Origin of the sequence: Chryseobacterium sp. LAM-KRS1, from assembly GCF_013184525.1 — a bacterium.
Taxonomy (GTDB): domain Bacteria; phylum Bacteroidota; class Bacteroidia; order Flavobacteriales; family Weeksellaceae; genus Chryseobacterium; species Chryseobacterium proteolyticum.
Window position 1 is genome coordinate 169,578 of the sequence record NZ_JAAOIZ010000005.1, and the last position, 13,945, is coordinate 183,522.

The 13,945-nt window shown below is 39.6% G+C and carries 9 protein-coding genes; all 9 read right to left on the reverse strand.

The annotated features are described in order from the left end of the window. Window position 1 precedes the first annotated feature (1 nt). On the reverse strand, window positions 2-3,100 hold the full coding sequence (locus G9C87_RS15375) for an efflux RND transporter permease subunit (protein ID WP_172282735.1): 3,099 nt from the start codon (window positions 3,098-3,100) through the stop codon (window positions 2-4). An 8-nt stretch (window positions 3,101-3,108) separates the two neighbouring features. Beyond that, window positions 3,109-4,248, reverse strand: coding sequence for an efflux RND transporter periplasmic adaptor subunit (locus G9C87_RS15380; protein WP_228457025.1), 1,140 nt, complete (start codon window positions 4,246-4,248; stop codon window positions 3,109-3,111). 67 nt (window positions 4,249-4,315) lie between these two features. Further along, a complete protein-coding gene (gene mgtA, locus G9C87_RS15385) occupies window positions 4,316-7,021 on the reverse strand; it encodes a magnesium-translocating P-type ATPase (RefSeq protein WP_172282737.1) in 2,706 nt (901 codons plus the stop codon). A gap of 112 nt (window positions 7,022-7,133) precedes the next feature. Beyond that, complete coding sequence (locus tag G9C87_RS15390; protein WP_172282739.1) at window positions 7,134-7,832, reverse strand: MgtC/SapB family protein; 699 nt, start codon at window positions 7,830-7,832, stop codon at window positions 7,134-7,136. Between the two features lie 100 nt (window positions 7,833-7,932). Beyond that, a complete protein-coding gene (locus tag G9C87_RS15395) occupies window positions 7,933-9,300 on the reverse strand; it encodes a sensor histidine kinase (RefSeq protein ID WP_172282741.1) in 1,368 nt (455 codons plus the stop codon). Next, window positions 9,300-9,980: a response regulator transcription factor gene (locus G9C87_RS15400; protein WP_172282743.1), complete on the reverse strand. Its 681-nt coding sequence runs from the start codon at window positions 9,978-9,980 to the stop codon at window positions 9,300-9,302. The genes G9C87_RS15395 and G9C87_RS15400 overlap by 1 nt, the downstream gene beginning before the upstream one ends. A 43-nt stretch (window positions 9,981-10,023) precedes the next feature. Further along, window positions 10,024-11,871: a chloride channel protein gene (locus G9C87_RS15405; protein ID WP_172282745.1), complete on the reverse strand. Its 1,848-nt coding sequence runs from the start codon at window positions 11,869-11,871 to the stop codon at window positions 10,024-10,026. Between the two features lie 334 nt (window positions 11,872-12,205). Continuing rightward, entirely contained in the window at window positions 12,206-12,913 is a 708-nt protein-coding gene (locus tag G9C87_RS15410; protein WP_172282746.1) for a DUF421 domain-containing protein, read from the reverse strand. 158 nt (window positions 12,914-13,071) lie between these two features. Beyond that, complete coding sequence (locus tag G9C87_RS15415; RefSeq protein ID WP_172282748.1) at window positions 13,072-13,887, reverse strand: alpha/beta hydrolase; 816 nt, start codon at window positions 13,885-13,887, stop codon at window positions 13,072-13,074. Window positions 13,888-13,945 lie beyond the last annotated feature (58 nt).

Below are 13,945 nucleotides of genomic sequence, written 5' to 3' on the forward strand. Positions count from 1 at the left end.
TTTAGTCTTCTTTTGGTACATTAAAATTCTTTCCCCATTTATTTTCTATCAGATAGTAAAGTGCAGGAAGTGCAAACAGGGTAATGATGGTAGAAAACAGGAGTCCATATACAATTACAGTGGCCAGAGGTCTTTGTACATCAGAGCCAATACCTGTAGCCAATGAGGCAGGAAATAACCCCAATATAGCGACAGTAGCGGTCATCAGAACCGGACGGAAACGATGGAAAGCTCCTTCTGTTACTGCTTTTTTCAGGTCGTACCCTTTCTTTCGCAGGTCATTGATGTGGGAGATCATGATTACCCCGTTTTGTATGGCGACTCCAAACAAAGCAATAAAGCCAACTGCTGATGAAATATTCAGGGTCATACCCCGAAGATTGAGAGCAAGCATTCCTCCGAAAAGAGCCAGCGGAACTATACTGATTAAAAGCCCGGCCTGACGGAATGACTGGAAAGCTCCATACAACAAAATAAACATAATGGAGAGCGCCAGGGGAACAATAACAGAAAGCCTTCCGTAGGCACGGTTCTGGTTTTCAAACTGGCCACCCCATTTGATGCTGTATTTTTCGTGATCATATTTTACATTTTTTTCGATGGCATTTTCTGCTTGTGATAAAAATGACGTTAAATCGGTACCACGAAGGTTAAGGCGTACGGTGAGATGACGCTTGTTCATTTCACGTGCTATCATACTTTCCCCTGTATTCAACTGTATATCTGCAACCTGGGATAGTGGGATTTTCGCTCCGGATTCATTGGTAAGCATCAGGCTACCTATTTTTTCCGGCGTATTTCTGCTGGTTTCGTTATACCTCGTAATAATATCGTATACTTTGATTCCCTTATATACTTTTGAAACAGCTTTTCCCCCGATTGCTACTTCTATAAGATCTGAAACATCAGATACATTAAGTCCATACTGGGCGATTTTTTCGCGATCTACCTTTATCTGTAACTGGGGCAACGGAGGCTCCTGATCTATAGCAAGGTCTACGGCTCCTTTTACCTTTTTTAAAGTAGCCATTACCTCTTCTGCTATTCGTCTTGTTTCTTTAAAATCATTTCCATATACCTTAACAACGAGTTCACTATGGGCTCCGGAAATTTTGTCCATTACGCCATCGATCATCGGTTGGGTGAAAGCAATATTGTATCCCGGCATGGTTGCGTATTCTGCTTCAAGTTCTTTGATAAGATCCGCTTTACTTCTTCCCCATTTCCATTCGCTATACGGTTTTAGTCCTACACTCACCTCAAAATGGGAAGGTGTCCATGCGTCAGTTCCGTCGTCATTTCTTCCAGCCTGTACCATTACATACGTTACTTCTTTGTGCTTAAGAGTACGCGCCCGGAGCGTATCACTCATTTCTCTTGATTTTTCTACTGTAATACCTGGTGGTAAAGAAACCTGAAGCCATATTGATCCTTCATCCAGCGGAGGTAAAAAGTCTTTTCCTACCAGGGCTGTTAAAACGCCTGTCGTCAGCAGGATAGCAATCAATGGAATAAATATCCGTTTAGGACGGCTCATGATCTTTTGAACTCTGTTATGATATGACGTCCCTATTTTCTCAAGCCAGCGGTTGTGATAAATCTTCCGTGGTTTCCGGTAGATGACAAAAGCCAGTCCCGGAATGAGGAATAATGCAACAGCAAGGGCACCAAGCAATGCGTAACCTACTGTAAATGCCATTGGCGTAAATAATTTCTTTTCTACTCTTTCAAAAGCAAACAATGGCAAATAAGCGGTAATGATAATGATGGTGGCAAAGAATATGGGTTTGGCTACTTCTTTTACTTTTTGAGTAATGGTTTTTTCTTCCAGTTCCTCTTCAGGATGATCTTCCCGTTTCTTTAAAATCGTTTCAAGCATTACAATAGCCCCATCTACAATAATCCCGAAATCGATAGCCCCAAGGGATAAAAGGTTAGCCGGAATATTGGTGAAATGCATTAATATAAATGCAATAAGCAAAGACAGGGGGATGGTAATGGCCACAAGCAGGGCGCCGCGCCAGCTTCCAAGGAATACAATCAATACGATGATAACCAAGGTCATTCCTTCAAGTAAAGTTTTAGATACGGTATGTAATGTATTATCAACAAGGTTGGTTCTGTCTAATACAACATGGATCTGAACACCTTTTGGAAGGATGTTTTTATTAAGATCATCAACAGCATCATTTACTCCTTTTAATACGACAGATGGATTTTCTCCTTTGAGCAACAGAACAATACCTTCTATATTGTCCGGGTAATTAACACCCCGCTGATCTGAGTAGCCTAGCGCTCCTTTACGTTCAAGGTTCCCGTATTTTATTTTGCCAATGTCATTCATGTATATGGGAGAGCCATTAACTGATTTTACAACAACCCTGCCCATGTCTTCGAGAGATTTAACCAGGCCGATTCCACGGATAACGTAAGACTGGTCTCCCCTGTTCATAACACTTCCACCTGAGTTGGCATTGTTGGCCTCAAGCTTTTCTGCCACCTCTTTAAGGCTAATATTGTATTGTTCCAGCTTTACCGGATCCAGTTCTACCTGAAACTGGGTGGTAATCCCACCAAAATTGGTAACGTCTGCCACTCCTGAAACCTGTTTTATTTTCGGGATGATTACAAAATTCTGAAGATCAGTAAGCTCACGTAGATCATGGGTTTTGCTCTCAATGATATAGCGGTAAATCTCTCCTGTTGGAGAGGTGAGCGGATCCAGCCCAGGAGTTACTCCATACGGAAGTTCGAGATCCCCCAGCCTTTCTTTAATTCTGGTCCTTGCCCAGTAATCATCGACCCCGTCATTGAAAACAATGGTTACCATGGATAATCCGAAGGTACTTTTGCTTCGCATGACATGCATTCCTGGGAGTCCATTTATTGCCTGTTCAATAGGTATGGTAATTTGCTGCTCAATTTCCTCGGCAGCTAAACCGGGTACCTGGGTAACAACCTGGGAAGTAACATCTCCGATATCGGGATAAGCTTCTATAGAAAGTTGTTTCCATGAATAATATCCGAAAAGAGCAAGCAGTGCAAACAATGCCAGTATCAGCCATCGTTTAGCAATGATATTGTTTAATATGTTTTTCATTGGGTTCCTTATTTAGCATCCAGAAGATAGAAAGCTCCTTCACTGATGATCGTTTCGCCAGGTTTCAGCCCGTTGAGGATCTGTATTTTATCATTTTCCGTAATTCCTGTTTCTACATACCTTTTTACATATTGGTTACGAGAGGTCTGTACCAGCACATAATTTTTATCATTGAACTGAAGGACAGCCTTAGCAGGAACAAAAACTTTTTTCTCCGCGGTGTTAATGAACTTTACATTCACAAACATCCCGGGTTTTAAAAGCCGGTCATCATTTTCACACTCCACCAGGACTTCCACACTTCGGGTTTCTTCATTGACAATTTCATTGATATGATAAATTTTTCCCATAATTTTTTTATCCGGTAATGCGCTGATATTGACTTCCACCGAGGTTAAATTTTGCAGAAAACGAATGTCCTTTTCCTTTACCTGTCCTGCTATCCATACTTTGGAAAGCTCTGCAATTACGGCAATAGGCGGAGCGTCTTCTTTCAGGTATTGTCCCATAACAATATTATTTGTTACCACCTCTCCTTGTATTGGAGATACAACGACAAGAGGAGTATTCGGAGACATATTTTTACCATTTTTAAAAATTTGCAAAGCTCCGGATGCGTTGTCGAGTGCTGTTTTCTTAATCTGGAATTCTGTGGCAGCTTCTTCCGTTTCACGCCGGATACCTACGCCGTGGTGTAATAAATCCTGTTGACGCTTAAGGTTCAGTTCGGCCTGACGGTATTCCTGCTGGGCGTCACGGTATTCTTTTTGTGCAGCGAGATAGTCTCTGGAACTTATTGAAAATAAAGGAGATCCGGAATTTACCTTCTGCCCTAGTTTAACGTATGATTTCAATATCCTTCCGGCAAATGGTGAGGCAACTTCTGCATAGGTATTGGGAATCGCTTTAACCGTTCCTACGGTAAGTAAATTGGGATTATATTCCTCTTCCTGTACTTTATGTAAAACAAGTTTGGAAAGTATCGGAGTATTTTTCTGCAAAATGATCGTATCTCCTTTTGTGATATACGGAGCTGTGCTTTCAGACTGTTCTTTCTTATTATTACAGGAATAAAGAAAGATTGATGCAGTTGTCAGCCATATCATTGCGGACATATTGCTTTTCAATCGTGCTGATTTAATAGTCATTACGTTTATAGTTTTAATTGTTTTTTTGAAATTGGATCGATAAATACTTGAAAAGGAATTCTTTTTCTTACAACCAGGTATTGAATTTTCTGATAAACCAGTTTTTCACCCATTGAGTGAGCAGGCAATAACAAGTGAGTATACCTAACAGCCATGGGAAATAGCTTAATGGTAATGGCTGCATCTTTAAAGCTGCTGCAAATGGTGAGAAAGGTATAGCAATCCCTATAATCATGATTAAAGTTGTTAAGGCAACTACCGGAGCGGTGGCCCAGCTTTGTATGAAAGGAATTTTCCTTGTCCGGATCATATGAATGATAAGGGTCTGCGATAGTAAACCTTCAATGAACCATCCGCTTTGAAACAGGGTCTGATGTTCTGGTGTATTGGCTTTGAACACAAAATACATCACGGCAAATGTGGCGAAATCGAAAATAGAGCTTATAGGTCCTATAAAGAACATAAATTTAGCCACTCCACCTGCATCCCATTTTTTTGGTGTTTCAAGGAATTCTTCATCCATTCTGTCCCAGGGAATAGAAATCTGGGAGATATCGTACAATAAATTCTGGATCAGCAAATGAACAGGCAGCATAGGAAGAAAAGGCAGAAATGCACTCGCTCCCAGCATACTGAACATATTCCCAAAATTACTGCTCGCAGTCATTTTAATATATTTGATAATATTCCCAAAGGTTCTTCGCCCGTAGATCACCCCTTTTCTGAGAACCATAAGGTCTTTTTCAAGAAGGATAATATCTGCGCTTTCTTTTGCCACATCCACTGCCGTATCTACACTGATCCCTACATCCGACTCTTTAAGGGCCGCTGCATCATTAATTCCATCTCCCATAAAGCCCACCGTATGTCCCTGATCGCGTAAAATTCTTACAACCCTTACTTTTTGTAAAGGATTTAGTTTGGCAAATACAGAAACAGAATCCATTCGCTCTGCCAGAACTTCGTCTGATATTTCATCCAGATCCCTTCCGTTGATAATATGGTGAACCGGAATTCCTACATCTTTGCAAATTTTCCGGGTTACAATTTCATTATCACCGGTGAGTACTTTTACCCCAACACCCAATTTATGTAAGGCTTCTATCGCCGGCTGAGCTGATGGCTTGGCAGGATCAAGAAAACCGATGAATCCGGTAAGGGTAAGATCTTTTTCACTTTCCAATGTATAAGTAAGCGGATGAGAGGCATCAAATTCCCTGATGGCAACAAGGATCACCCGGAGTCCTTCCTCATTCATTTTTTTTGAAGTTTTCAGCACGATCTTACGCATGGCGTCGTCCATGGGAACGGCTTTATCATTTTCAATATGAATATTCCTGTTATCTCCCGGATCGAAAGTTTTACTGCATAGTTCCAGCATTTCTTCTACGGCTCCTTTGCAGATAAGGAGATGGTTTCCGTTGTGCATTTTAAGGATAACAGACATTCTGCGGCGCTGAAAATCAAATGGGATTTCATCTACCTTCAGGTATTGTTCTTCCACTTTTAAATAATCGTGAAGCTCAACATGCTCAAGAACAGCTTTGTCTAAAAGATTCTTTAGTCCTGTCTGGTGATAGCTGTTCAGATATGCCCATTTCAATACTTCGTCATCCTCTATTCCATGGACATTAAGGTGTTTTTCAAGGACAATTTTATCCAAAGTAAGGGTTCCGGTTTTATCTGTACACAGGATATCCATAGCACCGATATTCTGGATGGAATTCAGGCGCTTTACAATCACCTTACGTTTGCTCATGTTTACAGCTCCTTTTGCCAGGTTAGCTGTAACGATCATCGGAAGCATTTCCGGAGTTAATCCTACGGCAACGGCAATAGCAAACAACAGTGCCTCCAGCCAGTTTCCCTTTATAAGTCCGTTGACCAAAAAAATCACGGGAACCATAACCAGCATAAAACGGATCAATAGAAAGCTCACTTTATTGATTCCTTTATCAAAACTGGTTTCAGGACGCTCTCCAGTAATGGATTTACTGATGCTACCAAAATAGGTGTAGCCTCCGGTCACCACAATAACTGCCGTCGCTGAGCCGCTTACCACATTAGTTCCCATAAAGCACAGGTTATTAAGTTCTATGACCTGTTTAGTTTCTGCATCGCGGATCGGAAGATGGTTCTTTTCCACAGGTAATGCTTCGCCTGTAAGCATACTTTCGCTGACGAACAAATCTTTACTCTGTACAATCCTGCAATCCGCAGGAATCATATCTCCGGCAGACAGATAAATAATATCGCCCGGAACAAGCTCGCTGATGGGTATTTCCTGTTTAGATTGAAATTTCCTGAGTACAGTAGCCGTTGTTTTTACCATGCTTTTCAACTTTTCAGCAGCAGCATTGCTCCTGTATTCCTGTACGAAACGCAAGAGCGTACTGACCAGGATCATAACCGAAACCACGATTACCGTCTTAAAGTCACGTTCTTCTGCGGGAGGGAGCCATACATCAATGATAAAGGATACTGCAGCAATAGCCAGCAGAATATAGATAAAAGGGTTGGCAAAAGCTTTTAACAGCTGGATGTACCATTTGGGAGCTTTCTGATGTTGAATTTCATTGTGTCCGAACATGGCTTTACGTTCATCAGCCGTTATCTTTGTTATACCTTCTTCACTGGTTTCCAGCATAGCATATACAAATTTATCATCCTGGCTGGATGCATTTTGCAGCTTGGTAATGGTTCCGATATTCATTCCGTCTGAATTGATTACAGAATGAAATGGGTTTTTAATTTTTTCTTTTAGTTTTATCATGACTCATGGTATTAATGAGTTAAAAAGGAACAGAATATCCTGCATCACAGGATGGATGCATGTTTAGTAGATCATTACCCGAAAAGGTAATTTTGGGTTAAAGAGAGAGAGATTATAATTCCGACTGGGTACCTATAATCTCCCAACTGACCTTATGTACTTTTTCCTCTATGGTAAGACGGCTTGCCGTACGTTCTATAAGGCTGTCCTGAGGCGTTGCAGTAACGATTACAGCGGTGATGATAACATTATCATCCACATCATCGCTTGACAGGGATTTCAGTAACAATTTTTCATCATTTCCCAGCATCTGCATGAGCAGTACACGGATATGGTTTTCCACTTCGGCCGTACATTTTATTGTAAAGAGATAGTCTGCCTGTACATTACCGGATTTTACGAAAGTGAATCTGTTTAGGTGAATACCTATAGGACGAAGGATAATGTGGGTGAACATAACGGTAACAGTAACTACCGCGGCTTCCATCTGAAGGCCCATTCCGCTAAGAGCACCTACAGCGGCAGAACACCATATGGTTGCTGCGGTATTCAATCCCTGTACATTGAGTCCGTCTTTCATGATAACTCCGGCACCGAGAAAGCCTATACCGCTTACAATATATGAAGCAATCCTTCCGGTAGCATCGCCACCGATTTTAATGGAAAGAAGAATGAAGGCCGTAGCACCCAGGGAAACCAGAGCATTGGTACGTAAACCCGCACTTTTCTGACGCCAATGTCTTTCGATACCGATGGCGGAACCTAATAACATTCCGCTTAAAAGTCTGATTGTAAATTCCAATAATCCCATGATTCCTCTTCTTTTATTTTGCTGGCACAAAGGTCTTTACAATCTGCCACAAACACGGTTAGAGAACCACTAGAAAAAAATTAGAATTTTATTAGAAATTTTATAAATGCGGGAGCTCTACCGTGAAGGTTGTCCCTTTGTTTTTTTGCGAAGATACGGTGATGCTGCCTTTATGCAGATCAACTATTTTTTTGGTAAGAGGAAGCCCTATTCCGTTTCCATCCGCAAATTCTTTATTTTCACCTCGATGGAAAGGAGCAAAAATAAAGTTCATATCTGTTTCGGAAATACCAATCCCAAGATCTGAAAATGTAAGGATAATCTTTTCATTACTGAATATAATGGAGACTGTGCTTTTATGGTCATCGGAGAATTTACATCCGTTTTCAAGAAGGTTTACAAATGCCACTTTTAAAAGATACTCATTTCCATTTACCGTAATCTGGTTTTCATCATCAATATCAGCTTTGAAATTGAGGTCAATCTTATAATCATAGTTATAATTCTGAACCTGCTGTCGGGCATCCAGCAATATCTCATCGATCCTTACAGGTTTAAAGGAAATTTCCGTAGGATCATAACTTGCTTTGGCAAAATCCAGAAGGCTGTTTGATAAACGGACCAGTTTTTTGGAGTCGTCTAATACATTGCTGATCACTGTTTTATATTCGTCATTGGTCCTCTCCTTATTAATAGAAAGTTCCAGTTCGGTAATGATTGCGGCCAGAGGGGTTCTCAGTTCATGGGAAATATTGGAAACAAAATTTTTCTGGGCATCAAAAGAGCTTTCCAGACGATTGAGCATGTCATTAAAGGTATTGGCCAGTTGCGATAATTCATCCTTATTTCCTGTAGTTTCCAGTCTAAGATCGAGGTTTGTTGCTGAAATATTCCGCGCTTTTTCCGTCATTTCATTTACGGGCTGAAATGCTTTTCTTGAGAAGATTCTTCCTGCCAGAAAAATGATGATGATTGAAAATATAAAAACAATGACAATCGTTTTCAACAAATTATTTACTTTGCTGTATCCATATTGGTCATACGCTGCCGCCGTAACCAGATATTTTTGTCCCTGGTACGCATAAGTAACTCCAATCACCTGCCAGTTATCCTGATAAAACTGAATGTTTCCTTTGGAATTGATATCATCAAGCATTTTTGAGGTTTCCTTTACGAAATCAATATCCACTGCATCATGATATAAAAGCTGATGGTCTGTATTATAAATAGCTACTTCAACCTCATTCAGGGTTTTACGGTTATTGTGATAGATTTCCTGGAGGGTATGTTTGTCTACTTTAGCATTCAGGAACAGATTGGCTTTGGTGTAAGCTTCTTTTTTTAAAAGCGCATAAAATTCGGTTTCCCTGCTTTGGCTTGCGGAAAAATAGATTACAAAAGCAAATACCAGCAAAATAGTTGCTGTAATAATGGTGAATAATATGGTAAGCCTGGTTTTGATTTGCATCACTCCAATTTAAGAATAAATCCCATACCGGATTTGGTATGGATGAGTTTCTGATCAAAATCTTTATCTATTTTCTTACGAAGGTAATTGATATATACATCGATAAAATTAGTTCCCGTATCAAAATGGGTATCCCATACTTTTTCGGCAATTTCTACTCTTGACAGCACTCTTTCCGGGTTGTGCAGCATGTATTCGAGCAGTTTGAATTCTTTCGGAGTGAGGTTGATATCCTTTGTATTCCTTTTAACGATCTTGGTATGAAGGTTCATTTCCAGGTCAGCGTAACGCAGGATAAATCCCGAATTCTGAGCAGCTTTGTTGTTGCGTTTCAGTAAAGCTCTTATTCTTACCAGTAATTCCCTCATTTCAAACGGTTTTACGAGATAGTCGTCTGCACCGGCATCAAAACCCTCTACCTTATCGTCTGTTGTTCCCAATGCGGTAAGCATAATGATCGCAAGGTCAGGCTTGATCAGGCGTACTTCCCGGCAAAGGTCGATTCCATCCATTTTAGGAAGAACGATATCCGTTATCACAAGATCGTAATCATTCTGTAAGGCTAATTTCTTTCCGGACAACCCGTCATAAGCCAGAGTTACCGTAAATCCCTGTTCTTCCAGACCTCTTTGGGTAAGCTGGGCAACTCTCTGATCGTCTTCTATGATTAGGATATTCATGGATACAAAGATATCAAATATTGTTTCTTAAAATAAAAGGATTCTAATCGGAATATTCTTTCAGCAATTCTCTGTAGCTCATTAAAACGGTAGATTTTGATATGAAGCCGATAAAACGGTTTTGAGTATCCACAACAGGTAAATTCCAAACCCCTGTTTCATCGAAAATCTGAATGATCTTCAAAGGCTCATCTTCGGGATGAATAACCGCCGGCGGAGCTTTCATAAGCTGCTGGATGGTGAATGACGCATCTTTATCTCTGTTAAAAAGCAAAGGCCGGATATCGTCCAATGTTAGAATTCCTTTCAGCATTTTTTCATCATCCGTTATTGCAAATATGTTCTTTTTTCCATTTTTGATCAGTTCATACAAATCATTAATGGGAGCATCCTGGCTGATAGTCTGGGAGTCCCGGTCTATCAATTCTTTTGTACGAAGTGAAGACATCAGGTTTTTATCATGCTCATGGGTAAATATTTTGCCCTCATCAGCCATGTTTTTTAGCTCCGGAGATATCGGGGAAAACCATTTTGCCATTAAATAAGACATTACAGAAACGATCATTAACGGAATGAACAGATCATATCCGAAACTGGATTCGGCAATAAGAAATATAGCCGTAAGAGGTGCATATAGTACGCCACTCATCGCGCCTGCCATTCCTACAAGAACCAGATTGGTAACAGGAACATCCTCAAACCCTATTTGCTGGCAGATCATGGCAAAAAGAAAACCGACCGTACCTCCCGCAAAAAGTGAAGGTGCAAAGTTCCCTCCGTTCCCTCCGCTGAAAATGGTAATAGAAGTCGCAAAAGCTTTTAACAGGCATATCAGGACCAGAAAAATAATAACCGTCCAGTTTCCGATTTCAAAGTATCTGAAAAGACTGTTTTCAATTATAAAATGGGTATTTCCATTGGTGAAATCCTTTACTGTTTCATAACCTTCACCAAATAATGGAGGAAACAGGACGCAAAGTAAAGACAACGCAGCTCCTCCGATCATTGCCTTGCGGATGCGGGAAACTTTCAGTTCCTTAATAAAATGCTCTACTTTCTGGGAGATGATCACAAAATATCTGGCATATAAACCTGTAACAATACCTAATATCAGATAATACGGAACATTGTGGTAATTAAAAGATTCTCTGGCGTGAAACCTGAAAAGGATATCCTCCTGAAGCAATATCCTGGATAAAAGACTTCCGCAGACCGCAGCAACTACAAGCGGAATAAAATCGGAAAAGACAACTCCCGTCAACAGGATCTCAAATGCGAACATTACTCCTGCTATCGGGGCATTGAATGCGGACGCAATACCTGCTGTTGCTCCTGCAGCTAAAAGCAAAGTTCTTTCTTTATATCCTAAACGATAGGTCTGCGCATAATTTGATCCTATGGCAGCACCGGTAACGGCGATAGGGCTTTCCAGCCCTGCAGATCCTCCCAATCCTACGGTAATGGCACTCTGCACAATCTGCGAGTACATTTTTACTGAAGAAACGATACTGGAGTTTTGAGCTATCTCATAAAGAATGGCGCCGATTCCTTTCCTGTCCTGCCCTTTAAATAAAGTAAGAACAATACTGGTGGTCAGTACAATTCCTAAAAAAGGAAAAACAATATAAAAAAGGATCTGATATTCGAAATGGACTTTATTGACAATGAAATAATGGATGGTATGAACCAATGTTTTAAGGATCACACCTGCCAGTCCGGCAGTGCATCCAACTAGGATACCCGAAAGAATAAGAAACTGGCTGCGGCTGAGTCTGTTGCTTAGCCAATGAAGGACAAGTTCATAGCTGCGTACTTTCTCGAGACCATATTTCTGAAAATCTCTTTTAAACTTAAGAAAACTGAGGTATTTTCTTTTATTGTGAATCTTCACGTGTAATTATCGGGTATTTGAGTGTTTTTTACAAGTATTCTTCCATTGCTTTACACAGATATTACCATGTAAAGAGGAAATTAATGTTATAAAAAGGGTTAATGATTAATGAGACTTTTCACAGTTTTTATTTAAAACTGATACTTGGGATAACAAATATAAGGAAAAAAGAACACTTAGATTTTAGGAAACTTTAATTATCATGAGATGATCAGGATTGTTTTTTTAAGTTTGCCAGGAGTACCGCGATTTATAAAGATTGCTAAATAAAAAAAAGTTTTTACTAGAACTCAATTTTTACAGTTTAGGAATTTTTTTAAACTTCAATTGATGTTTATGTCACTCTTTTCCTATTGCTTGCCAATACCCATTCATCTTTTTTACAAACCGGACAATCTCCTGCATTTCCCTGATTTTTTATTTCCGTTTGTCCACAGAAAGTACATGAATAATATCCTTCTTCATCGATGTACTTTACGGTTTTTTTTAAAGAGTCCGGCATAATAGGAAGGCCATATTTTACCTGGGTATCTTCAAAATAAAATACGCTGATTTCTCCTGAAATTTCTTCAATAGCTGTTTCGATCTGTCCCAGCTGTGATATGCCTTTTAATCTTAACTCTGCAAAAAATTCATCGCTTCCCAGATTTTCTTTTTTGAAGTTCTCAATAGCAAACTTTCCATTTTTAATAAGGCAGATAGAAGTTCCTTCAATGACTTTTTCAACGTTTTTGTATTTTCCGATCAGATAGGTAATGATGCTGTACATAATGATGATCACTAGGAAAACAATGATGGAAGAAATAATTCCGACATCTTTATTGAACATGGGGTCTCCGGCGGCAGAACCTAAACCGATAATGACAACAAGTTCAAAAATAGAGAGTTGTTTTACACCCCTTTTGCCTAAAACACGGAGGCCAATAATGATTGTCAGAAACATAATAGCCGTACGAAGAATGATTTCAAGAATAAATGACCATTCCTCATGTCCCATTAGTAATTCTTTCCAGTTGAGTTCTAAGAGCAATATGGATATCATAGAAATTAATTTAGAATGAACATCCAAAAAATAAGCCATTTCAATAGGAAATGAAATGGCTGTAAAAGATTAGTTTGCTTTATATAAGGCTTATTCCATACTTTATAGTAAGTGCGATTTCTTAGATTTTTGAAATCACTATCTCAAATTATTTTTGATTATTTGTTATCAAAATATTTATTGAACAAAGCCACTTGATCTGATAATGATCTGCTCCAGTATTCCGTAGTATGGCCGCCCAGTGATTCTGTGTATAGATGCTGGATTTTATTGGCTACGAGTTTTTCATGAAATTTCCTGTTCATCATGATCATTTGCTGATCTTCAGTACCACAATCGAGAATATAGGTTTGGTTGGCGCCGATCATTTTCTCTATTTTACTGTCCGTAAGAAACTTTGGATCAAGCTTTTCCAAAGGGCCTAAAACCTCATTAACTTTGTATTGTTCGTAACCTTTTCCAATAGATTTAAGGTCTAAAGCTCCACATGAACTTCCCACAATCCCAAAAGTATCCTGATAAGTTACGCCGATGTTTACCGCACCATAGCCACCCATACTCCATCCTAAGATACCACGGTACTTTTTCTCTTTTTTTACAGGATAATTCTTATCGATATAGTCTACCAGCTCTTTTCCGATAAAAGTCTGATATTGTGAGTCTTTTTTCAAAGGGCTGTCTACATACCAACTGCTGTAATTGCCATCAGGTAGAACATAAATCGTGTTGTAAGTTTTGGCTTTGTCAAGCAGATTAGGCAGGTCTTCCTTTACCAGCCTGTCCGGATTCCCACTGAACCCGTGAAGAATATAAACTGTTTTATACGTTTCTTTAGGCTTAATATCGGGTGTAATGATAATGGTTTTAATATTTTTGTTCATCCGTGGGCTGAAAATTTCTTTGTGGATGAGTTTTTGTGCGGGTGTAAGCCCGAAAGTGATCAATACCAGAAGCAGGTTTACCAAATTTTTCATGCGCTAAAAATATTTAATTAAATAAGTAGTGATATTTTGAAATAGCATGGCAAAATTG

Coding starts and splice junctions, on each gene's coding strand:
- G9C87_RS15375 (WP_172282735.1), bottom strand. CDS start 3,100: ATGAAAAACATATTAAACAATATCATTGCTAAACGATGGCTGATACTG.
- G9C87_RS15380 (WP_228457025.1), bottom strand. CDS start 4,248: ATGACTATTAAATCAGCACGATTGAAAAGCAATATGTCCGCAATGATA.
- mgtA (WP_172282737.1), bottom strand. CDS start 7,021: ATGATAAAACTAAAAGAAAAAATTAAAAACCCATTTCATTCTGTAATC.
- G9C87_RS15390 (WP_172282739.1), bottom strand. CDS start 7,832: ATGGGATTATTGGAATTTACAATCAGACTTTTAAGCGGAATGTTATTA.
- G9C87_RS15395 (WP_172282741.1), bottom strand. CDS start 9,300: ATGCAAATCAAAACCAGGCTTACCATATTATTCACCATTATTACAGCA.
- G9C87_RS15400 (WP_172282743.1), bottom strand. CDS start 9,980: ATGAATATCCTAATCATAGAAGACGATCAGAGAGTTGCCCAGCTTACC.
- G9C87_RS15410 (WP_172282746.1), bottom strand. CDS start 12,913: ATGATATCCATATTGCTCTTAGAACTCAACTGGAAAGAATTACTAATG.
- G9C87_RS15415 (WP_172282748.1), bottom strand. CDS start 13,887: ATGAAAAATTTGGTAAACCTGCTTCTGGTATTGATCACTTTCGGGCTT.